A 22,788-nucleotide genomic window follows, 5' to 3' on the forward strand; every position below is an offset into this window, starting at 1 on the left:
TTCGCCCGGAGAGAGCTCACATCAAGGGTCCCATTTCGGGACGTCCTACACCGGCTACCACGTCGATCCCCACGACATACGAGGAGAGCCGTTCGACGAGCGAGAGCTCCACCGCAGGCTCTCGCCGGCGTCCTTGGCCGCACGCTGCGTCACGCGCGCGGCCGCCAAGCGGAGGCGCGCGGTCCCTGGACGCGGGATGGACACCTGGATACGCTCATCGAATGAACGACGTGTTCGACAGCGACTCGAACGATCTGTTCCCGCCTGCCGATCGGGCGAAGATCGAGGCGCTCACGGAGGATCCCAACGCGACGGTCGGCTACGAGCTGAGCAAGGGGATCCTGATGTGGTCGGATGAGGAACCGCGCGACGTCGAGATGTCCACGTTCACGAAGATCATGATGCTCATGGCCTATCGATCCATGATGTACCGGCCGGAAATGTTCCGAGATAGCCAGGACGAGTTCATTCGTGAATGGTTCGCGGCATGCCGCGCGACATGGGAAAGGGCGAGGGCCAGCGGCCTCCGGTGGATCGGCTTCGCGCCGTCACGCACCGATCCCGCGAACCTCGCGCTGCTCCTCGAAGCCGAGAGGATCGAGTTCTCGGACATGTAGCCTGCGGGTGATCCCGAAAGCCTCCTGCTCGACGACGTTCAGGACCTGATGGGGAGGAGACTCCCAGCGGCTCGGATCGGGCACGGCGCTGGACGCCAGGTACGTGCTGTGATCGCGCGGCGGCGAGGCCATCGTGGTAAGGAGCTGTGGACCGCTCGGCGCGCCCGTTTTAATGCACGGCGGCCGCCGTGCCGGCTATCGAGAGCGGCGGCTTCAACACGGGGCGGCGTCGAGCCGCATGTCAACGGGAGGACTTATGCAAGTGATCGTCGCGGGCGGTGGGATCGGCGGCCTGGCCGCGGCGCTGGCGCTGCACGCCGCGGGTCATGAGGTGACGGTGTTCGAGGCGGCGCCCACCATCCTGCCGCTCGGGGTCGGCATCAACCTCCTGCCCCACGCCGCCGAGGTGCTGGGCGAGCTGGGTCTTCTCGAGGCCCTGCTGGCCCAGAGTGTGGCGACCCGCGAGCTCATCTATTTCAACCGCTTCGGCCAGCGCATCTGGGACGAGCCCCGCGGCCGCTTCGCGGGTCATGCCACGCCGCAGCTCTCCCTCCACCGCGGCGCCCTCCAAGGCGTGCTGTTCGACGCCGCCGTCGAGCGGCTGGGCCCCGACCGGGTGCTCTGCGATCGGCGCCTCGCGGGCCACGAAGAGGGCAACGGCCGCATCGTGGCGCGCTTCCTCAACCGCGAGGGCGCGGCGTGGAAGGTCTCTGCCGATCTCCTGATCTGCGCCGACGGCATCCACTCGGCGGCGCGCGCCGGCCTCTATCCGGACGAGGGGCCGCCGATCTACGGCGGTCACATCCTCTGGCGGGGGACCAGCCTGGCGGCGCCCTTCCTCACCGGCGCCAGCATGATCATTGCCGGGCATCAGGACCAGAAGTTCGTCGTCTATCCGATTTCCCCACCGGGGCCGGACGGCCGCCAGAGGATCAACTGGGCCGCCGATCTCGCGTTCGCCAGGAGCCTGCGACGCGAGGACTGGAACCGGCGGGGCGACCCCGCCGACTTCCTGCCCAGGTTCGAGGACTGGCGCTTCGGCTGGCTGGATGTGCCCGACCTGATCCGCAGCGCCGAGGCGATCTACGAGTTCCCGCTGGTCGACCGCGATCCGCTGCCGCGCTGGAGCCATGGGCGCATGACGCTGCTCGGCGACGCCGCCCATCCCATGTATCCGAACGGCTCCAACGGGGCGAGCCAGGCCATCCTGGACGCCCGCGCCCTGGTCCGCGCGCTCGCCGCCCACGCCGATCCGGTGGAAGCGCTGGCCGCCTACGAGGCCGAGCGCCTGCCCGCCACCGCCGCCATCGTCGCGGCCAATCGCCGCAGCGGTCCGGAGCAGTGCTTGCAGATCGCCTATGAGCGCGCGCCCGACGGCTTCGACCGCATCGAGGACGTCTTCGCCCCCGGCGAGCTGGAGGCCATCGCCGCCCGCTACAGGGTGCTGACCGGCCTGAAGCGCGCCTCGGAGCCCCTCGCGCCGGCGTGAACCAGGCGCCGAGCGCTCAGACCTGCGCCATGCCGCCGTCGACGAAGAGCTCGGTTCCGTTGATGAAGCTGCTGTCCTCGGAGGCGAGGAAGACGGCGGCCTTGGCCACCTCTTCCGGCAAGCGCCGCCCTGCGAGAGGCGGCGATCGCAGGGCTGGGCGTGGCGTTGTTGCCCGATCACATCGCTGCGGCGGACTTGAGGGCTGGCAAGCTCGTCCGCGTCTTCCCCGAGTGGTACGTGACCGAGGGCATCGTCCACATCGTGTTCACCTCGCGCCGCGGCTTACCGCCCGCGGTCCGGGCGCTGATCGAGCACCTCGCGAGCCACATCCATGACGACGTGATGAAGGAGGGTATCGACCGAGGATGCTGTCGCCCTGAGCTTCCGTCTTCGCTCGACAGAAGCCTCGGAAGGTGAATGTCTGGGCCCTGAGAACATCGGGGCTCTGCGTGTGGCTGCGTGTGGCTGCGTGAGGCTGCGTCTCGCCTGCCGGCCTGGCAGAACCAATTGACCCGCGGCAAGCTCGGGAGTAGGATGAGCCCACCATGCCGTCTGTCCACCTGACGCGCCATCTCTTCACCTTCTTCCCGCACCTCGAAGGTCAACACCTCCTCGTCGAGGCGTCGACGGCAGGCGAGGTCGTGGCGGCCCTGGAGAGGCTCGCGCCCGGCATCGGCTTCTACATCTGCGACGAGCGCGGCCGCTTGCGGACGCACGTCAACATCTTCGTCGGCAAGCAGATGATCCGCGACCGCAAGGGACTCACAGACGCGGTCGCTGCCGACGACGAGGTCCACATTCTGCAAGCGTTGAGCGGAGGGTGAAATGGCAAGCCGTATCCTGGTAGGCACGCGAAAAGGCACATTCATCGTCGAGAAAAAGAACGGCTCGTGGAAGCCGCGCCTCGCGGGCCACGCCGGCGGCGGCGTCAACTATGTCGCGCGCGACCCCTACACGGGCAAGCTCTGGGCGCTGCTCGGCTTCGGCCACTGGGGGGCCAAGCTGTCCGTGTCGACGGATGAAGGCGAGACCTGGAACGACAACCCCGCCCAGATCAAGTATCCCGAGGGCGCTCGCTACATCGGCCAGGACATGTACGAAGACGCCGGCAGCGACTTCGGCGTCGGCATCAAGATCGTCACGCGCCCGGCCACGGTACAGAAGCTCTGGATCATCGGCTTCGGCCCGGGCGGCGCGGTTTACGTGGGCACCATTCCGGGTGGCCTGTTCGTCAGCCGCGACGGCGGCGGCTCCTTCGAGCTCAACCGGCCGCTCTGGAACCACGAGTCACGCGGCGGCGACCTGTTCACAGGCGAGGGCAAAGGCGAGACGAAATGGTTTGGCACGCCGGCCTCCGAGGGTGGCGAGTTCGCCCCCGGCATTCACTCCATCGTGGTGGACCCGCGTGACCCGAAGCGGATGCTCATCGCCGTGTCCACGGCGGGCGTCATCGAAACAGCGGACGGTGGAGAGACCTGGCGACCGCGCAACAGCGGCATGCGGCTCGATCACACGCCCGAACCGGACGCCGAGTGGGGCCACGATACGCATTACATCGAGCAATGCGAGGGCGATCCCGACCATATCTGGCAGCAGAATCACGTCGGGATCTACTACAGCAGCGACGGCGCAAAGAGCTGGCGCAAGGTGAGCCGCCCGGAGCAAGGCGTTCATTTCGGCTTCCCCATCACGGCGGACGCGAAGGACGGACGCTCGGCGTGGGTCGTCCCCGGGAAATCGGACATGCAGCGAATCACCGTCGACGGCGCGCTCTTCGTGGCTCGCACGAAGGACGGCGGTGAGACCTGGGAGCAGCTCCGCAGGGGTTTGCCCCAGGAGCAAGCCTACGACGTCATCTACCGCCACGCGCTCGCCAACAAAGACGGCACTGTCGCGTTCGGCACCACCACGGGCAATCTCTACGTGAGCGATGACGGCGGAGAGGGCTGGACGACCGTCTCCAATAACCTGCCGCCGATCTATTCGGTACGCATGGCGTGATGGGTTGGTTGGCCAGGGAAAGCGGTATACAGATAGCTCCACGCAAAAGGCGGAGCTGTCCGCACTGCTGGAGCTGACCGGGGCGTCCGACCTGGCCCGACCGGGCGCGGGCGCGCCGGCCGGCCGGCCGCGGTTGAAAAAACTTCGCGGCCCCCGAACAGTTTCGGCCCCGGCGGCAGTCTTGGAGGGGAGAGGACAAGACTGCCATGAAACTTTACGATTTCGCGTTTTCTCCCAACTGCCGCAAGGTCCGTGCCGTCGCCTACGAGCTCGGCGTCTCGTTCGAGCCGGTCCACGTCGACCTGTTTCAACGAGCTTCGCGCGCGCCCCAATTTCTCGAGCTGAACCCGAACGGGCGCGTCCCGGTGCTGGTGGACGACGACCTGGTGCTCTGGGAGTCGACCGCCATCATGCGTTACCTGGCCACCAAATGCGGCGGCGGCCTGGTGCCGGCCACGGCGCGCGCCCAGGCCGAGCTGGATCGCTGGCTGGCCTGGCAGCTCGCCCACCTCGGACCGGCCATGACCGCGGTCGCGTTCGAGCGCGTCGTGAAGCGCCTGACCGGCCAGGGGGCGCCCAACGAGGCGGTCATCGCCGCCAGCAGCGCCGACTTCGCGCACCTCAGCAAGGTGCTCGATGGGGCGCTGTCCGGGCGCGATTACCTGGCCGGATCGCTCTCGCTCGCCGATTTCGCGCTCGCGTCGCACTACAGCCTGGCGCCCCTGTGCGGGCTCTCGCTGGCCGGGTTTCCGCACCTCGAGTCGTGGCTCACGCGCGTGCTCGGCCGCGATAGCATGCGCCGCGCCCTCGCCGACGCCCAGGCCGCCATGAGGCCCCATGCCGCCTAAAGACGACGCCACGTTCTTGCGTTCGGTCGAGCCCCTGCGCGGCGCGATCCGCCTGCATTGCTACCGCATGCTCGGCTCCGCGCACGACGGCGACGACGTGCTGCAGGAGACCTGGCTGCGCGCCTGGCGCGCCAAGGACTCGCTGGAGGACGAGGCGCTGGTCAAGCCGTGGCTCTACCGCATCGCGACCAACGTCTGCCTGGACGAGCTGAAGCGCCGGCCACGGCGCCTGTTTCCGACGGACGCGTTCCCCGCGACGGAGGACGCCAGGCCCCCGCTGCCCCGCGTCGAAGAGCCCGTCTGGCTGGAGCCGATGCCCAGCGCCTGGCTGGAAGGCGTCGAGGAGCGCGATCCCCAGGCGCGCTACGCGCTCAAGGAGAGCGTGGCCTTGGCCTTCGTGGCGGCCCTGCAATGCCTGTCCCCGCTGCAGCGCGCGACGCTGCTGCTCCGCGACGTTGTCGGGCTGTCGGCCGCGGAGACGGCGCAGGCGCTCGCCACGAGCGTGGAGGCCGCGAACAGCGCGTTGTTCCGCGCCCGCAGCGCGATCGGCAGCAAGCTCGGCGGGGCGGAGCCGGTCGACATCGCGACGACCACGCAGGTGGATCCGCGCTTGCTCGAGCAGTACGTGCGCGCCTTCGAGGAGGCGAACCTGGACGCCCTGGTCGCGTTGTTCCACGAAGAGATGCGCACCACCATGCCGCCGGCGCCGACCTGGGTCTCCGGGCGCGCCGCCAACGAGCGCTTCTACCGGATGATGTTCGGCAGCATCGTCCCTCGGCAATTCCTGCACTTGCGCATCGCCGCGAACGGACAACCGGCGTTGGCCTTCTATCGTCCCCGAGCCGCCGGCGCGCCACACACCCTGTCGGCGATTCAGCTCGTCACCACGCGCGACGGCGCGATCGCGACCGTCGACCATTTCATGCTGCCCGAGGTGTACCCGCTGTTCGGCGTGCCGTCGGAGCTGCCCACCTCGTGAGCGAGCCCATGCTGCTACCAGGCGCCGCGCGCGTACCGGCGAGCACGAGCGCCACGAACTCGGCCATCGCGGCGCGCAGCGCGGGCCCGTCGAGGGCCGCTCGCTTCGCGCGCCGCCGAGCCCTCGCGACATCACGACATCAGCGCTGGCGCTTGCATCGATCCGCGGACCTGGCTACGTCATCGTCTCCGTGACTCCCGCCCCCTCGCCCTACGGTGTCCTAGGCCACCTCGACCTCCCCCTCGGCCTCGGCCTGCTCCGGCTGGCCACGGAGGGGCGCCCCTCCGAAGAGGACGCGACCGCCGTCATCCACGTTGCCCTCGATCGAGGCATACGCCTCCTCGACACCGCCGATTCTTACTGCCTCACCGACCGCGAGGCCCACTATGGAGAGCGCCTCGTCCGCAAGGCGCTCGACGCGTGGTCCGGCCCGCGCGACGACGTGCGCGTCATCACCAAGGCGGGCCTCACCCGACCCAAAGGGCGATGGGCCCCGAACGGCGGCCGCGACCACCTGCGCCGCACGGTCGAGGGCAGCCTGAAGGCGCTCGGCGTCTCGCGGATATTCATGCTCCTCCTCCACGTGACCGACCCCAGGACCCCCCTCGAAGAGAGCCTCGCCGCGCTCGCCGAGCTCCAGAAAGAGGGCCTCATCGAGCACCTCGGCCTCAGCAACACCTCCATCGCAGAGGTCCGCCAGGCCCAGCGGCACTTTCCGGTGCGGGCCCTCCAGGAGGAGCTGAGCGTCCTCGATCGCGGCAGCGCAGCCCGAGGCCTCTTCGAGCTCGCCAAGCAAATGGGCATCCCGTTCCTCGCCCACCGGCCGCTCGGCGGTCACGCCAAGGTCGATAGCCTCCTCAAGAACCGCGCGATCAAGCCCATCGCCGCGCGGCACAGCGTCACGTCCCAGGAGGCGGCCCTCGCGGCCCTGCTCGATCTCGGCCCCCCGGTCCTTCCCCTGTTCGGGGCGACCAGGCGGGAGAGCGTCGAGTCCTGCTTGCGCGCGCTCCGGGTCCCCTTTGGCGCGCGCGATCGAGCCGACCTCTCGAAGACCAGCTTTGCGCCCACGGCCGATGTGCTGGCGTCGATCGCGCCGCCCGTGATCCCCGCCGGTCTGCGCAAGCTCGAGCCCGGAGAGGGCCCCGGCGATGCGCCCGAGGTGGTCGTGATCATGGGAATTCAAGGGGCAGGCAAATCGTCGGAGGTCGCCCGCTACACGGCCAAAGGGTACGCGCGCCTGAACCGCGATGAGCTCGGCGGCACGCTCGACGGCGTGGTCAAGAAGCTCGGAGAGCTGCTCTCCTCGGGGCAGACGCGGGTGGTCCTCGACAATACGTACGGCACGCGCGCGTCGCGTTATGCGGTGCTCCGGATGGCGCACGCGCACGGCGTGCCGGTCCGGTGCCGGTACCTGGCCACGCCCATCAACGAGGCCTACGCGAACGTCGTCCTCCGCGTCCTCGAGCGCTACGGCAAGCTGCTCGGGCCGGAGGACATGAAGGCGCTCGGCAAGGAGGATCCCAACCTGCCGCCGCCGCAGGCGCTCTCGCGGTGGGCTGCGAATTTCGAGGCGCCGCACGTGGATGAGGGCTTCTCGGTGGTCGAGGAGATCCCGTTTGCCCGGCGCGTCGATCCGCTCTTCACGGGCAAGGGCCTGCTCCTCGACGTGGACGGCACGCTGCGAACGACAAAGAGCGGCGAAATCTACCCGCGCGACCCCGACGACGTCGCGCTCCTGCCCGGTCGGCGCGCGGCCCTGGAGCGCTGGATCAACGACGGATACACGCTCTTCTTCGTGTCGAACCAGAGCGGCATCTCGAAAGGATCGGTGACCGAAGAGGCTGTCCTGGCCGCGTTCTCGCGGACGATCGAGCTCCTCGGCCTGCCCGTGGCCGAGGTCGTGTACTGCCCGCACCCGGCGTTTCCGGTCGGCTGCTTCTGCCGCAAGCCCCTGCCGGGGCTCGGGATATCGCTGATCCAGCGCCACAAGCTCGCGCGCGAGCACCTGGTCATGGTCGGCGATATGGAAAGCGACCGGGAGTTCGCGCAAGCGCTCGGGGCGAAGTACATGACGGCCGAGGAGCTCTTCCCAGGCGAGTGAGCGCCCGCGATGAAGAGCGTGGGCCCGCCTTCTACCTACGCGCCCGGCTTCTTTTACCTGCGCGCCGAGCGATACGGTCGCGGCCGGTATGGTGACGCGCCTATTTTGAGCTGTTGCTTCACAACTGAACCGGCGCGCCTCAATCCATTGCTGGTCGGGAGGCCATGAGCTAGGGTCGAGTCCCAGTCGCGCCCTTCGCGCGCGCGGAGTCACCGATGACAAGCGCCCGTTGCTCCTCCCTGGTCCTCGCCCTGCTCTCACTCTCGGGTGTTGCTTGTTCGTCGAGCAGCACCCCTCCGTCGGAAGAACCGGGGGTCGCAGGCGCGGGCGGCCAAGCGCAGGCGGGCGCCGGTGGTAACGCCGAGAGCGCGGGCAGCACCCCGGGCGATGGCCAGCCCGGCTCCGCGGGCGCGGGCGGAGCGGGCGCCGCGTCGGGTGGCTCCGATTCCGGCGGTGCCAGCGGCGGCGAGGGCGGCAGCGCGAGTGGCGCGGGCATGGGGGGGGCGAGCGGTGGTGGCGGTCAAGCCGGCGGCAGCGCAGGCGGCGCGACCGGCACGGACGCGGCCAAGAGCGCCGGCTGCGGCAAAGCGAAGACGCTGCAAAACGGCACGATCGACATCTCGTTCGGCGGCGCCTCTCGCAAGTACATCCTTCGCGTGCCGAGCGATTACGACAAGGACAATCCGTATCGGCTCGTGTTCGCCTTCGCGGAGTCCGGCTCCTCCGCCATGTCGGTGGCGAACCGGAACTACTTCACGATGGCGACGCTCGACGCTGGAGCTACCACCATCTTCGTCGCGCCGGACGCCGCGAACGGCGCCGGTTCCTGGAGCAAGTCGGACGTGGAGCTGACGGACGCGATCCTGGAGGAGCTCGAGGGAGATCTCTGCATCGACAAAACGCGGATCTTCGCCACCGGCTTCAGCTTCGGGGGAGCGATGTCGCTGGCTCTCGCCTGCACCCGCGCGGACGTGTTCCGAGGCGTCGCCTTCTTTTCGGGGGCAGATCTCACGGGCTCCTGCACGGCGACGTTGACCAAGCCGATCGCCTACTACGCGTCGCAAGCCAGCGGTGACAGCAGCGGCCCCCCCATGCCGACCAGCGGTCGCGTCAAACAAGCCGAATTCGCGAAGGTCAACGGCTGCATGGAGGAGCCGTCGGCGACCACCTTCCCGGCAGCTGGCCAGCCCCACACGTGTACCGAGTACAAGGGCTGCTCCGCAGGTCACCCCACCAAGTACTGCGTGTTCGACGGCCCGCACGGCTGGGAGCCGAAGGACCCCGGGCAATCGACGAGCTGGAACGCCCCCGAGGCGTGGAAATTCATCACGCAATTCTGATCTCGAGTCGAGGACTGCGTCGGGCGCAACGACGATGGGGAGGCGGTGGCGGTCGAGCGTCTCGCCGCCCTGTTGCCGGGCCCTTCGATGCGCTGCCGCCTGTTTCGGGATCGTGCCGGCGTCCCCGCGCTCTTCCGGCCCAACGCCTGAATCAAGCCGCGCCGCGAAGCGGCGTCGGCTTGAATGAATCGTCAGGCCCCTAGCGGTATGAGTGAATTGCACCTGCGACCCGTGGATGATCTCGCCTTTGTTGATTCGATGCTCCAGCTCGTCAAGCTGGCGCATGAGGGCCCTGTAGTGTCGCGCCCAATGAACGACATGAGATAGGCCAATAACAACAAATAGGCCGCCGGAAATGCATGCAATGAAGACGCGCACGGGCCCAAACAGGGCATAAGCAAACCCCGCCATCAAGGCAGCGACAGCAAGGCAGGACAAGGCGCCTGTTACAAGAACGCGCCGAGCGGTGCGGGCCGTAATGCTTCGCACCTGGTCCAAGCCATCAAGCGTGATGATGTCGCTGTCTTCCATAGCGGTCTGACTTTCAGGCGAGCCCCCGAGGGAGCGGCAGCTCTAGCCATCCGCCGCGGAGGGCCAGCGGGCGCGGGTCCTGCTCGGGGAGCAAGCGGAGCCGGAACTGCCGCCCGAGATAGAGGACCGACCCTCCGCTCACGAACTCCCGCGCGCTGCTGGCGGGGGGCGGGAGCTGCTAAAGAAATCCACGCGGCGCCTGTCGACATCAAGAGCTGTCCGTAACGAAGCGAGCGGTTGGAAGCGAACCTCGTCCAAACGCAGCAGAATTTTCGAACGTCTCGCGTCATCCCGCTTTTACTTGATCGTTTAGTCGCAGCAGCTGCACAGTTGCAGGTATGCGTATCGTTTCCTTCAGCGTGCTCGCGTTCGCATTCGCCTGCTCCAGCTCACCAGACGAGCCCGGCGGCTCAGGAGGCGCAGGGGGCGCCGCCGCGGGCGCCCCGAGCACGAGCGGCACTGGCGGCGTCACCCAACCAAACGGAGGCGCGACGGGCCCCGGCGGCGATGCGACGAATGGCGGCGCAACGACAGGAGGAGACGCGATGGGCGGAGCGTCGACGGGCGGCGAGCCAGCCGGCGGCTCCTCGGAAAGCGCGGGCACAGCGAGCGGCGGAGCGTCGGCAGGAGCTGGCGGAGCGGATGGCGGAGCCGGCGGGGCGAGCGGCGGAGCCGGCGGAGCGAGCGGCGGAACCGGCGGCGGCGGGGCCTGCGTCAAGAACCTCGCCTGCAAGCTGGACCCACCGCCGAGCACCGGCGACCTCGCGCAAGACTGCGTCAATCGCATCAACCAGTTCCTCACGCAGTGCGCTTGCCTGCCGGCGCTCAAGCGCCGCGAAGACGGCGAAGCCTGCGCCAACGAGATGGCGAAATACGACGCCGATCACAACATGGCTCACGCCGGCATCCAAGCAAAAATCTGTCAGCCCGGCGGCGCGCAAAACTCCTGCCCTGGCTACTCCTCCAACAAGCAAGTCATCGGCCTGTGCATGCAACAGATGTGGGACGAAGGCCCGCCACCCACCGCAAACTGCACCGGCGACTGCTACGAAACGCACGGCCACTTCATCAACATGACCGACGACTCCGTCACCCAAGTCGCCTGCGGCTTCTACACGACGAGCAGCGGCAAAGTCTGGGCCGTCCAAAACTTCACGCGCTGAGAGCGCGGGTGGGCCCCGCGCCCGAGATCGAGGGCGGCGTCCTCGCGCTGATCGCGCGCCGGCGCGGCCCACGCGCCGTCCGGCGAGAGGGCGACGCCGGCGGGAAGTCGCGGAGGCCGCGGCGGGCGGTGTAGTCGTAGCGGAGGAAGACCAACCCCGAGGCGCGCGGCGAGGTGTCGGCTGGGCTCGGGACGTCGAACAGGAACGTCCCTTCCACGCCGAGCGAGGCGCGGTGCCCGCGGGCGAGCCAGCTCCAGAACGTGAGCCCCGCGGTGAACGCGTCGCGCAGCAAGGCCTCGTCGCGCATCTCGTTCACCGGCCGGTAGCTCGCGAGCCAGCCGAGCTGGATCCACGGCCACAGGCCCCGGCCGGGGAGCAGGTCGAGGTCGAGCGTCGCGTCGATGCGGTCGAGCGCCGACGGCACCGGGCTCAGCTCTACGTGAGCGATGACGGCGGAGAAGGCTGGACGACCGTCGCCAATAACCTGCCGCCGATCTATTCAGTACGCATGGCGTGATAGGTTGCCTGGAAGTCACGGGGCGCAAGCGAGCGGCGCCGCGGCCCGCGCCCGCACCGCCTCCCCCCCGTGAACGGCCGCCGGGAATATCTATTGATACCAGCTCTCGACGATGGCAATGTCGACGGCATTCATGAAAGCAGCGTTCATTCCCCTGGCGCTCGCCGGCGCGTTGTCCGCTTGTCAGCCGAATCGACCCGATGGTCCCGAAAAGCTGAAGGCAGTCGTCGTGTCGTATTTCGACTGCGTCACCCGGAGGGACTTCGCACGAATGAAGACCTTGACGACGCCCGACTTCGTCATCTACGAAAACGGAAAGATCATCGACAACGACGGACTGATCGCGATCATCAATGGATCCCCGATAGCCAAAGCCACTTTTTCATTGGACGATGTCAAGATCGACGTCGACAACAACTCAGGGAGCATGATCTACATCAACCATGGCAAGTTCACGCAGAGCGACGCGAGCACCATGACACGCGACTTTCTGGAGAGCGCGATCTTCAAGAAGGTTGGGAGTGAATGGAAGCTGCACTTCGTGCATTCAACGGTGAAGAAATAGACGCGAGCTCAATCGGCGCACATGAGACGATCGATGATCTCGAAGATATCCAGAAGAGTGGAATCGAGAGCTTGCTGAGTGTCATGCTCGTGCGTTCCCGCTCGACTTGTTCACTTTCAATGGTTCTTGCGGTTTGGTCGATGTCGCACGATCGCACAGATCTGCGGCTCGTTGGGTATCACTGCAGCCGCCTGTGGCGGCCTGCGCTACGAGCCGGTCAATCCGCGGGGGACGCGGCGCACGCGTGCTGCGGCGAGAGGGCGCGCGCCCGGGCCGGCAGGGCAACCTGCTTCACGGCTCTTCCCACGAGGGCTCGACGGCGGGTCGCTCGCGCTCGATGATGCGCCCACTCCCCTCCTCCTGCCGGTCGCGGAACGGCGTCGACGCCGGCGGGAAGTCGCGGAGGCCGCGGCGGGCGGTGTAGTCGTAGCGGAGGAAGACCAGCCCCGAGACGCGCGGCGAGGCGCGCGGCGAGGTCTCGGCCGGGCTCGGGAGGTCGAACAGGAACGTCCCCTCCGCGCCGAGCGAGACCCGGTGCCCGCGGGCGAGCCAGCTCCAGAACGTGAGCCCCGCAGTGAACGCGTCGCGCAGGAAGGCCTCGTCGCGCGTCTCGTTCACCGGACGGTAGCTCGCGAGCCAGCCGAGCTGGATCCACGGCCACAGCCCACGGCCGGGGAGCACGTCGAGGTCGAGCGTCGCGTCGATGCGGTCGAGCGCCGATGGCACCGGGCTCAGGCGCAGCGACGTGCCCGCCGTGACGAGCGCGTCGACGAACGGCCGGTACCGGAGGCGCGCCCCGAGCGAGGCCTGCGTGTCGTGCGTGGCGCCGTAGGGCGTGTAGACGTCCTTGTCGGCGCCGACGAAGCCCCTCAGCGACTCGTCCACCATGAGCCACGTGAAGCCCGCCCACGGCGAGAGCGTGAGCTCGCCGAGCGGAATGGACCAGAACGCGCTCGCGCTCGCCCTGGCGCCCATGGCGTCGCTGGCGTCCGGCTGGAACACAACGCGGCCGCTCAGCGAACCGCCGGGGACCCAGCCGCTCGAGCTCAGGTCGAAGCGCGCCTCCGCGCCGAAGCTCTCCGGCCCGTCGCGCAGGCGCCCGAACCCCGCGGCCGCGATCCAGGCGCGCCGCTCGATCAGCTCGCGGTGCACGTCGAGGCCGAGCTCGAGGAAGCGGACCGGAAGACGGGCGTCCTCCTCGGCGAGCTCGCTGTCGACGAGGCGCGCGTAGCCGCCGACGGAGAGCGGCCCCGGGTCCGGGTCCTCTCCCACCGGGGGCGCCGGACGAAGCGGCTCGTCCGCGGGCGCGATCGGCGCGGGCAGCGGCGGCGGCGCGGGCGGCGGCACGCGCGGGCGGGGCGCGCCGTTCGCGACGGCGAGCTCGACGCGGAGCAGCGCCCGGCCGCCGGGCGAGGCGACGCGCAGCACATGCGGGCCCTCGGGGAGGACGGCGACGCGGGACTCGACCTCGCCGCCGAGCCAGAAGAACGGCTCGCGCGTGACGCCCAGGCGACGCGCGGCGCGGTCCTCCGAGGCGTCGAGCGCGAGGGTCCCCTCCTCCACCGCGCCGCCGCCGCCGGACTCGCCGCCGACGCCGTCGAGCGGCGCCACCGAGAAGCGCAGCTGGCCGGAGGGCGCGGCCGCGGCGACCTCGGGACGGCAAGCCGGATCCCCGCCGTCCGCGGGCGCGGCGCGCGCGCGGGGCGACGCGCACTCGTAGGCGGCGCGGGCGCGGATGCGCACGACGGTCGGGCCGACGAACGCGAGCTCCAGGGGGCGCGCGGGGTCGATGTCGTTCCATGTCGACAGGACGCGGCCCGAGAAGGGCTGCGCCGCGCCGGCCGCGGTCGCGCGGATCCAGCCGAGGACGCTCCGGTCCGCCGGAGGCCGCGCCTCGATGCGGTGGCTGCCCCGCGGCACCTGCACGACGCAGCGGTCGGCCATCGGCGCGGAAGCCGGCGAGCACGCGACCGGCTCGCCGTCGAGCGCGATCGAGAACGCGCAGGGGGTCTCCTCGCGGTCGAGCGCCCGGCAGACGCCGTCGAGCGCGATCGCGCCCGGCGCGGCGCGGTCGAGCCGGAACTCGGCGCGCGCGCCGTCGGTGATGAGGAGCGACGCCTCCGGCGCATCAACGAGCGCGCGCCGCACCCGCACGCGGAGCGGCAGATCGCGATCGGCCCTGGCCCGGATCTCGAGCGTGGCCGTGCCGGCCGTGGCATCGGCGCGCGGCGGCACGGTCCAGCCGGTCACCGGCGCCAGCCGCGCGAGGGCGGCCGGCGGGAGCTGGACAGGCGGCGGTGCGGCGCCGGCGGGAGGAGCGACGGCCGGGCGCTGCGGGGCGCTCCCCGAGGCTGCGGGCGCGGCGCCCTGCTGACCGGCGGAGGCCTCGCGGGCGGCCTCCTGCACGGCGAGCTCGGCGAGCACGAGGGCGCGCAGCGTGAGCCGTCGATCGGGCGCCGGGGCGGCGGAAGCCACGTCGGTGGCCAGGTTCGAAGCACGGGCGAGCGCCGCGGCGGACCGGTGGGCGAGCCCGATCCGGGTGAAGGCGTCGGCGGCGAGCTGCACCTCGCCGGAGCGCTCGGCGAGGAGGCCGAGCAGCAGCGCGTCCGCGCCCGCGCTGTCGCCCGCAGGGCCCGCGAGCAGCGCGACGCCGCGCCGCGGGTCGACGCTGAGGCGCGCGGCGCGCGCGGCAGCGAGGGGCGCGCGGTCGTCGGGCAGCGGGAGCGGCGGCACGCGCGCGGGCAGGCCGAGCGGGACCGCCACCGGGCTGCCCGGCGGCAGGGTGAAGACGGTGCTCGGCGGCGCGCCCGCGGTCGACGCGCCGGGCAGGTGCGCCGCGTCCCAGGGATCCTCCTCGGCGGGGCGGTCGAGCGCGGCGAGCGCCGGGAAGCCGAGGGCGTCGAGCGCCGCGGCGCGCTGCGTGTGGAGCGCGGCGCGGGCAGGCGAGGGCGCGGCGCGGAGGGCGCGTGTGGCGCCGCGGATCTGCTCGAGCGTGCCGTCGACGGGCGCGCCGTCCGGCGGGCGCACCGGCGTGACGGCGCGCGGGGCGCCGGGCGCGGCGGGGTGCAGGCGCACCGAGGCGCGGAGCAGCGTCGGCGCATCGGTCTCGACGCGCAGCTCATGCGCGCCGGCGGGGACCGGGACCTCGATCGAGCCCGTGGCGCCGGCGCGCACCCAGGCCTCGTGGACGGCGGCGCCTGCGCGCACGCGGAGCACACGTGCGGGGCCGTCCGCCGGGGGCGGCGCGCCTCGCGCTCCGGGCGCCGGCGCCGCTGCTCCGGGCGCCGGCGCAGCGGCGCCTTGCGCTCCAGGCGCCGGCGCAGCGGCGCCTTGCGCTCCGGACGCCAGCGCCGCCTCGCCCGCCACGGCGGGCGGCGCGAGGACGACGCGGGCCAGCGTGGCGCGCTCCGGGTCGGGGAGCGCGAAGGTCGCGGAGCCATCGACCCAGGCCCACTGCACGATCTCGCGCAGGGAGGCGCACGGCGCGCGCCCGCTGCGCGGGATGCGCGCGAGCACCGGCGGAGCGCCCGCCGGCCGCTGGAACGTGCGCGCCCCGGGCGCCACGGCGACGACCGACGTGAGCCCGGCGCCGCCGTGCACCGCGGCCGGCGCGCCGTCGATGAGCACCGGCGACTCGGGGACCACCTGGTTCGAGGCGCTCCGCAGGAGCACCCGCGCGTGGGCCCCCGGCGGCGCTTCGACGTCGATCTGCGCGCGCGCGGCGTCGAGGAGCGTCCAGCGGAGCCCGGACTCCGCGTCCACCTCGCAGAGGCCGTCCGCGGCGGCGCGCCCCGGTGTGCCGCCTCCCGCCGGCGGCAGCGCGTCGCGAGGCTGCGCGATCGCGCTCCACGCGGCCACGCCGTCGGGGATGTCGAGCGCGTCCCACGGGGCCTCGCGCGCCCAGGCGGTGCGCGCGAGCGGCGCCGCGCTCTCGACATCGCCATGGCCGAGCGCGTAACGCTCCGCGAGCGGCGCCCCCGCTGGCCGGCGGCCGTCGCGCGGCGGCGACATCGCCGCGCCAAGCGCGGACACGGCCGCGACGTCGTCCGGGTGCGCGCGGGCTCCGGCGGGCTCGCGCGGCGCCGCGGCCCCGGGCTGAGCGGGCACGGGTCCAGCAGGCCAGGACCAGGGCGCGTCCGCGGCGCCGGGCTCCGCGTGCGCCGCGGCGAGCCGCACGAGGATGGCGCGCTGGAGCGACGTGGCGCCCGCCGCCGCGCGGCCCTGCGCCGCCGCATCACCTTTCGCCGCGACCGACGCCTGCGCCGCCGTGTAGGCTTGCGCCGCGCGCGCGAACGCCGCGCCGGAGGAGGGCGCCCACCGCACCGACTCGGCGAGGAGCAGCGCCCGGAGCGGCGGCGGCACGGCCGGCCGCGCGGCGAGGTCGAGCGCGGCCTTCGCGGCGTCCGGCGCGGCGGCCCGGTCTGCGGCGGCGAGGAGCCGCGGCGCCTCGGCGTGGACCGGCGCGCGATCGCCGTCGCCGGCCTGATCGCGTCGCGCCGCGCGCTCGAGCAGGCCGGCGCGGTCGCGCTGCGGCGCGAGGAGCTCGGCGACGCTGGTGCGTTGCTGGTAGCCGCTGGCGGCGACGGCGAGCTCCCCCTCGACGACGTCGACGGTCGCCGCGCGCGCATCGACCGGCAGCGGCACCCGGATCCACCGCGGCTCGCTCCAGCGCGCGGCGTCCGCGAGGCGCGACCCGGTGCGCACGACGAGCTCCCGGACGACGGCGCCGCCGGCGCGCACCACGACGCGCGTGGTCCCGTAGGTGCGCGCCCGGAGGGCGATGCGCAGCACGTCCGCGCCGGGCGCGCGGAGCTCGAGCCGCGCCCCGGCGCCGAGCGAGCGCCATGGCGTGGCGCGCTCGACGGCCGGGAGGTCGGGGCCTTCGCGGCCTCCGCGCAGCTCGACGCCGCGCGCCCCGAAGTACGGCTCGACGAGCGGCCGGAGGAGCAGCGACTCCTCGAGATAGCGCGCGGTGAGCCATGCGGCCGCGGCCGGGGCGAGTCGCGCGGCGGCCGGGTCGAGGCGCGCGGAGGGCGCGCCCGCCGCGGCCGGGGCGGTGAGCGCCGCGCGCGCGGCGTCGACCCAGCGGAGCAGCGCGCCCGCCTCGCCCGGCGCGGCGGCCGGCGCGGGCGCGCGGCCGCCGAGCCAGGCGGCGACGTCCTCGTCGAGGCGGTACCAGGCCAGCGGCGCGCGCTCCCGTGCGGCGACCCGCACGGCGACCGGCGTGCCCCCGGCGCCGCGCGTGGCGGCCGCACGCACGACGACGAAGCGCGCGCTCGACCACGTCGGCACCGCGACGTCGCGCGCGCCGGCCCTGGTGGGAGGCAGCGGCATCCAGGTGATCACATCGGGCGCGCTCCCGACGCCGGAGCCGAGGCCGATCCCCGCGACGTCGCCGCGCACCTCCAGCCGGTCGCCTGGCTCCACGGGCACGAGGAGCAGCTGCCCCGCGGCGAGCGCGACGGGCGCGGTGGGGTCGACCGCGGCGGGCGCGGCGCGCGCCTCGTCCGGAGCGGGGGCCCCCTGCTGCGGGCCGTTGCTCCACGGCACGACGCCGGCGCTGCCGGGCGCCACCCAGACGAGCGGCTCTGCGGCGGCGGCTTCGCGTGCCCCCGGGACGCCGTGGGCGACGCCGAACGCGAGCACGAGCGCCGCGGCGAGCAGCGCGCGGCGGGCGGCGGCCCCGGGGAAGGCGTCGAGATCCACGGCGATTACCCTTGCACCATGCCCACTTACGCCCCGCGCCGTGACCTACCGGGCTACCCGATTTCCGGGTTCGAGCGCAAGCGCGCGATCGGCGATGAAGCGCCGCAGCCCTCGCAGAGGCGGTGTGCGCCGTGATTGCCGCTGGCGGGCGGCGCTCCGAAGCCTACGGCATGGGACCAGCGCCGCTCGCGCTTCAGCCCTCCCGCAGGGCGGCGAGCCCTGCCCCATCGAGTTCGACGAGTGACGCCTCCTCGCCGGTCCACTGGGAGATGGGGGCGGTTGGACCGCCCCATCGCCACCGGAAACGATCCCACGGAACCGGTTCGACCACCCCTGAACACCGGAGACCGTCTTGCGGAACCGGTCCGAGGCCTCGCCGGATGCTGCGTACGGCTTGCGTACGCCTACCTGCTCGCCGCCCGCTCCTGTACCGCTCGGCACACCTGCCTGCCAGGCCGTCGAGCAGCCTCGGTGCACTGAGCTCTTCGGCGTCGTACTCGGCGAGGCGGACCGCTAGAGCGACAAACGGGTTGAAACCACAAGAAAAAGCAGGAATTTTTCACAGGGAGACGGGGAGGCGGGGAGCGAGAGACGGCGAGGAGGGAGAAATTCATTTCTTCTTCCTCCCCGCCTCCCCGCCTCCCTGTGAAAATTCTCCGGGTTTCAACGTGATCGGTGCTCTAGAGCTGTCCGACGCGCCGGGAGGAGTGCTAGGGTGCACATGGATCTCCCATGCGACTGCTCGATCTGTCCATCCAGAATATCGGTCCGTTCGATGAGGCACGTCTAGAGTTCCTGTCGGCGCACGACGACCCGGTACCAGTGGCGATCATCACCGGCGAAAACGGGACCGGGAAGACGATTTTGCTCGACGCAATCCGGGGATTGTTCGGCGAATACTACGGACGGCTCGAGCGCGCACTCTGGCGAAACGGGACACCATTCCAGATAGAAGCAGCCCTGTTCATCGACGGACACCCAGAAAAATTACTCTCGAACCGAAAACAATATTCACAAGGAGCATTCGACTTTCTCCCGCACAACCCGAAAATTTTGCGCCTTCCCATCGACGTCGAGGGAGGAACGCCATCCCCCGATTGGGTGGTGGATTTCTGGCGCTCTTCACTTCCTGCCGATGCTTACACGATCAGCCAGCTCGCACGGCCTGCGCCAAAGAGCTTCTTGAGGGATGCTCTGAAGGGCGTTCAGCGCAACGCCGCGGTGACCGAACTCATCTGCGCCTTCGATTACCTGCGGGGCAGTGACGATCCCCGCGACCGCCGGGATGGCGAGGTTCTATACGACACCATACGCCGTATCGTCGAGCTCAGCGTGCTTGACGGAGAGCTGAGCCACGTGGACCGTCGCGCCTTCATGCCCATGGTGCGGCAGAGCGGCCAGCTCGTCCCGCTCTCCAATCTGAGCAGCGGCAACGCGTACCTCATTCAGCACATGATCGGATTGCTCGGCAAGATGTACGCCGTGCACGTCCTGCGCGAGAAGGAAGCCTCCGAGCTCTGCAAAACGCCTGGGCTGCTGCTCATCGACGAGGCCGAGAACCACCTGCATCCTCGCTGGCAGAAGCGCTTCCTGGGCGACGTGCTCAGCATTTTCCCGAATCTTCAGATCATCGCCACAACGCACTCTCCCTTCATTGTCGGCTCGGTTCCAGGCGCCCGGGTGTTCGTCTGTCGCTATGACCGGGAGCGGAAGACCTGCGTGGTCGATGACGCCACAGACGTCTACGCGAACAAGCCGGTGGAGGAAATCCTGCTCTCCCCCGCATTCGATGGCACGCACCCGTTTGGCGAGGAAATATCGCGCCTGATGGAGGAAAGGAAGGCCGCCTTCGAGGCGGGGGACTCCGTCCGGCAAAAGGAAATCGAGAAGCAGCTCAAGGACAAGAACCCCGAGTACTTCTCGTACATCGATATCGAAGAGCGGCTGCAGACGCTGCACGGAGAGGGAAAATGATCCCGATCAAGCGACTGCCAGCACCTGATGTACTCGCGCGGAATGAAGAGCGCTGGCGGACCGCATTCCTGGAGCAACGCGCAAAGGCCCCACAGAAGCGACCCAGCTCCAAGCAGTATGCACATCCGGACATCGTCTCCACGTTGGAGGCAATGAGCCATCACAAATGCTTCTACTGCGAACAGAGCACGAAACAGACGCAACGCGAAGTCGACCACTACATCGATGTAGCTGAGGATCCGACGCGCGCGTTCACATGGGAGAACCTTTACCTATCCTGCTGGGAGTGCAATCATCGAAAGCAGCCTCACAGGGCCATCCCGGCGACCTGCTGCGTGGACCCTTGCGCCCCGGATGCTCAGCCTTCCGCTCACCTGATGTTCGAGAAGGAGCTCATTCGAGCTCGAGAAGGCTCCGCACAAGGACTCGCGACCATCAAGAAGTACAAGCTCGACCGGAAGGATCTGGACCACAAACGGCTGAAGCAGCTTCAACTCTTCAACGAAGCGCTCGTCCGCATCAAGGATGCCCAGATCGCTGACGGCCGGAAGGACATGAACGAAAACGAGAAGGAAGTGCTGCGGAGCTTCTGCCAGCCCGATTTCCCATTCTCGCTCATGTTCAAGGTGCACCTCGAGCGGCACCGCCTATGACACCTCCGTCGAGGTGTCCTCCACTACGGCTCGCCGCCGCTCGTGCGCACCGCACCGCGCGAGGCGGCGCGACGGGCTGACATGTCGAGGAGCACGGCTGCGCCGGGACGTCGTCTGCCCCCTACTCGCCCCGCGCGCAGCGGAACCCGTAAAAAGACAGCGTCCTCTCCGGCAGCTCGCCGATACGGTACGTCGGACTGAGCGTCTCCTCCGTGTGCGAGAACGCCCCTCCGCGGGAGCCCCTGCCGAAGCCTCCGTCGGTCAGTGTCGCGCAGTTGATGCACGTCGCCGTCAGATCGGCGTGATAATCGAGGACCCACTCGAACAGGCTGCCCGCCAGGTCGGCGTGTCCCCATTTCCCGTCGCCCGCAGGGGATTTCGACCCGACCGACGGGATCGGGCACACCGTCATCGTGGAGTCGCAGCCGAACACCGCCAGATCCTGGCTCGGGGCCTCGTCTCCCCACGGATAGGCGCGCTGCTCGTTCCCCCCGACCGCGGCGTAGTTCCACTCCGCCTCCGTGGGCAGCCGGCCCTCGTCCCATGCGCAGAACGCGAACGCGAGATACCAGCTCGCGCAGTTGATGGGCGCCGCCTCGTTACCGGCGGGCTCATCGGTCCACGTCCGGAAGTTCGGGTCGCATTGCAGCGAGGCCCGCAATTCGTCCTGCCCCGCGGGCAAGCTCGCATCCCACGCCGGGTCCCAGCCGCTGCCCTCGATGAGCGGATGAGCGCCCGCCCCCGCCTTCGGCTTTGTCGCCGGGTACCCCGCGACGAACTGCCGGAACCGGCCCACCGTCGCCTCGAAGCGATCGAGCTGGAAATCGGCGACCGTGGCCGGATAACGCGCGTCGTTCAGGCGGTTGAACTGGCCGCCCACCACCACGCCCTCCGTGGGCTCCACGTCAGGGACACACGCGCCCGCTGCAAACAGCGGGATCACCATCGCGGAGAGAGCCCTGAAGAACACCACGCGTCTTGTCTCGCCCGTTCGCATCAGAAGCTCCCGGAGATGCTGGCGCCGGCGCCGGACGGCGCGATCCACGGGAGCGCGACGGCCGCCGGCGCCTCTTCGCCGCCCGACCGGACGATCCCATAGGCCGCCACCCCCACCGCGACGAGCCCCGCGGCGCCCAGGCCGACGAAGAGGCCGAAATCGCGGTTCTTGCGCGCATTGTCGGCCGCGAAGTCATAGCCGGGGTCGCAGTACGTCCCGCCGGCGACATCGCGGCAGTTCTCGCGCAATGCGCTGATCGCGGAGAGGTCGTCGATCAGGAACCCGACCGACGCGCCGGCAAGGGCGATCCCGGCGGCTCCGGAGATCCAGGCCCAGGTCGGGGTGCCCCCGCCTCGCGCTTCGTTCGCCTTGGCGGGCGGCGTCGCAGCGCTGGCCGCGGCCGCGGCCGCGGCCGCGCGTCGCAGCGTGAGCTCGACCGTCGTCGTCTCGCCCTCCGCGAGCGTGATCGAGCGGGTCTCTGCCTGGTGCCCGGGGGCGCTCGCGCGGATCTCGTGCGGGCCAGGATCGACCGGCAGGGGCTCTCCGAGCGCGGCCGCCGGGAGCGCCGTGCCGTCGCGCAGCACCTCCATGCCGGCGGGCGCGCCCTTGACCACGATCACGAGCTTCGGCACGCGCGGCTCGAGGGCCGCGATCCCCTTGTTCGCGACCTCCTCCAGGCTTCGCCGCCGCTGCTCCCCGGCCGTCTCGCGGTTCAGGACGAGGGCCCGGTGGTAATCGTGCCAGGCCGTCGCGAGCTTGCCCTCGCGCTCGCGGCAACGCGCGATGTTGATCTGGGTGCTCGCCGAGGGGTTGAGCGCGAGGCTCGCCTCGAACTTCGGGCACCCCGCCGCGTCGTCCCCCTTGTCGACGAGCGCGCGCGCGGCCTTGAAGAGCGCCTCCGCGGCCACCGGGTCGCGCGCCGACCCCTGCGCGTGCGCCGCCGCGCCGCCGAGCGCGACCGCGACGGCAGACGCGAGGCCGGCGAAGGCGCGCGCGCCTCGCGCGCGGCTGGCGCCACGACGGGTGTCCGCGAGGCGAAGGATGGGCACCGCAACAAGGCATTTCCCGAGCGGGCTCGTCGTCGTTTCCGCCATGTGTGCTCGTTCCGCTGCAGCGAGCCGCAGGGGCGCGCGGGGAGACCCTACAACAAAAAGGGCCGCACGACCAACCCGTCAGTGAGCAAGCGCATGGTTCGGCTTGACTAAGAAGAGAGCCTTCCGATGCCATCCGCACCGCTCGACGTAGCTCCCACGTAGCTGTGCAGCGCGCGGAGCGTGTACACCGAGACGCGACGGACCGCGGCAGCT

At 70.6% G+C, this 22,788-nt stretch carries 16 protein-coding genes and 2 pseudogenes; 13 read left to right on the forward strand and 5 right to left on the reverse strand.

Annotated elements, in window-relative coordinates; translation table 11 throughout:
• Positions 1–221 precede the first annotated feature (221 nt).
• Both WMF11_RS42160 and WMF11_RS42165 read left to right on the forward strand, forming a co-directional pair.
• Complete coding sequence (locus WMF11_RS42160; protein ID WP_437974790.1) at positions 222–617, forward strand: hypothetical protein; 396 nt, start codon at positions 222–224, stop codon at positions 615–617.
• 256 nt (positions 618–873) lie between these two features.
• Complete coding sequence (locus WMF11_RS42165; protein ID WP_437979390.1) at positions 874–2,106, forward strand: flavin-dependent oxidoreductase; 1,233 nt, start codon at positions 874–876, stop codon at positions 2,104–2,106.
• Positions 2,107–2,122: 16 nt separating this feature from the next.
• On the opposite strand, the pseudogene WMF11_RS42170 reads toward WMF11_RS42165, so the two are convergent.
• Positions 2,123–2,224 (reverse strand): annotated as a pseudogene (locus WMF11_RS42170) (SDR family oxidoreductase); the annotation flags it as partial.
• 5 nt (positions 2,225–2,229) lie between these two features.
• On the opposite strand from WMF11_RS42170, the pseudogene WMF11_RS42175 reads away from it, so the two are divergent.
• The 8 genes and pseudogenes from WMF11_RS42175 to WMF11_RS42210 all read left to right on the forward strand — a co-directional run.
• A pseudogene (locus tag WMF11_RS42175) lies at positions 2,230–2,523 on the forward strand (LysR substrate-binding domain-containing protein); the annotation flags it as partial.
• A gap of 128 nt (positions 2,524–2,651) precedes the next feature.
• Entirely contained in the window at positions 2,652–2,930 is a 279-nt protein-coding gene (locus WMF11_RS42180; protein ID WP_437545718.1) for a MoaD/ThiS family protein, read from the forward strand.
• 1 nt (position 2,931) lies between these two features.
• On the forward strand, positions 2,932–4,107 hold the full coding sequence (locus tag WMF11_RS42185; RefSeq protein WP_437974791.1) for a WD40/YVTN/BNR-like repeat-containing protein: 1,176 nt from the start codon (positions 2,932–2,934) through the stop codon (positions 4,105–4,107).
• Positions 4,108–4,313: 206 nt separating this feature from the next.
• Positions 4,314–4,955, forward strand: coding sequence for a glutathione S-transferase family protein (locus WMF11_RS42190; protein WP_437974792.1), 642 nt, complete (start codon positions 4,314–4,316; stop codon positions 4,953–4,955).
• Entirely contained in the window at positions 4,945–5,934 is a 990-nt protein-coding gene (locus tag WMF11_RS42195; protein WP_437974793.1) for an RNA polymerase subunit sigma-70, read from the forward strand. Before WMF11_RS42190 ends, WMF11_RS42195 begins: the two co-directional genes overlap by 11 nt.
• A 190-nt stretch (positions 5,935–6,124) precedes the next feature.
• Complete coding sequence (locus WMF11_RS42200; RefSeq protein WP_437974794.1) at positions 6,125–8,035, forward strand: aldo/keto reductase; 1,911 nt, start codon at positions 6,125–6,127, stop codon at positions 8,033–8,035.
• A gap of 215 nt (positions 8,036–8,250) precedes the next feature.
• Positions 8,251–9,375, forward strand: a complete 1,125-nt coding sequence (locus WMF11_RS42205) for an alpha/beta hydrolase family esterase (RefSeq protein ID WP_437974795.1) — start codon at positions 8,251–8,253, stop codon at positions 9,373–9,375.
• 1,076 nt (positions 9,376–10,451) lie between these two features.
• Positions 10,452–11,069, forward strand: coding sequence for a CAP domain-containing protein (locus tag WMF11_RS42210; protein WP_437904734.1), 618 nt, complete (start codon positions 10,452–10,454; stop codon positions 11,067–11,069).
• On the opposite strand, the gene WMF11_RS42215 is transcribed toward WMF11_RS42210, so the two are convergent.
• Positions 11,059–11,493, reverse strand: a complete 435-nt coding sequence (locus WMF11_RS42215) for a hypothetical protein (RefSeq protein WP_437974796.1) — start codon at positions 11,491–11,493, stop codon at positions 11,059–11,061. The two genes, WMF11_RS42210 and WMF11_RS42215, sit on opposite strands and share 11 nt — an antisense overlap.
• A gap of 205 nt (positions 11,494–11,698) precedes the next feature.
• Here WMF11_RS42215 and WMF11_RS42220 point away from each other — a divergent pair, with 205 nt between their 5' ends.
• The gene (locus WMF11_RS42220) at positions 11,699–12,151 is read left to right on the forward strand and encodes a nuclear transport factor 2 family protein (protein WP_437974797.1); all 453 of its coding nucleotides are present in this window, start codon (positions 11,699–11,701) and stop codon (positions 12,149–12,151) included.
• Positions 12,152–12,442: 291 nt separating this feature from the next.
• Here WMF11_RS42220 and WMF11_RS42225 read toward each other — a convergent pair whose 3' ends face one another.
• Complete coding sequence (locus tag WMF11_RS42225; protein ID WP_437974798.1) at positions 12,443–17,857, reverse strand: hypothetical protein; 5,415 nt, start codon at positions 17,855–17,857, stop codon at positions 12,443–12,445.
• A gap of 732 nt (positions 17,858–18,589) precedes the next feature.
• Here WMF11_RS42225 and WMF11_RS42230 point away from each other — a divergent pair.
• Positions 18,590–19,831 (forward strand): AAA family ATPase, encoded by a 1,242-nt coding sequence (locus tag WMF11_RS42230; protein ID WP_437974799.1) that lies wholly within the window; start codon positions 18,590–18,592, stop codon positions 19,829–19,831.
• Complete coding sequence (locus WMF11_RS42235; RefSeq protein WP_437974800.1) at positions 19,828–20,484, forward strand: HNH endonuclease; 657 nt, start codon at positions 19,828–19,830, stop codon at positions 20,482–20,484. Before WMF11_RS42230 ends, WMF11_RS42235 begins: the two co-directional genes overlap by 4 nt.
• A 121-nt stretch (positions 20,485–20,605) precedes the next feature.
• Here the strand turns inward: WMF11_RS42235 and WMF11_RS42240 are convergent, their stop codons facing one another.
• Together WMF11_RS42240 and WMF11_RS42245 are read right to left on the reverse strand one after the other, a co-directional pair.
• Positions 20,606–21,454, reverse strand: a complete 849-nt coding sequence (locus WMF11_RS42240) for a formylglycine-generating enzyme family protein (RefSeq protein WP_437904739.1) — start codon at positions 21,452–21,454, stop codon at positions 20,606–20,608.
• Between the two features lie 26 nt (positions 21,455–21,480).
• Positions 21,481–22,575: a PEGA domain-containing protein gene (locus tag WMF11_RS42245; RefSeq protein ID WP_437974801.1), complete on the reverse strand. Its 1,095-nt coding sequence runs from the start codon at positions 22,573–22,575 to the stop codon at positions 21,481–21,483.
• Positions 22,576–22,788: the final 213 nt, after the last annotated feature.

The organism is Sorangium sp. So ce295 (genome assembly GCF_051527405.1).
Lineage (GTDB): Bacteria > Myxococcota_A > Polyangia > Polyangiales > Polyangiaceae > Sorangium > Sorangium cellulosum_B.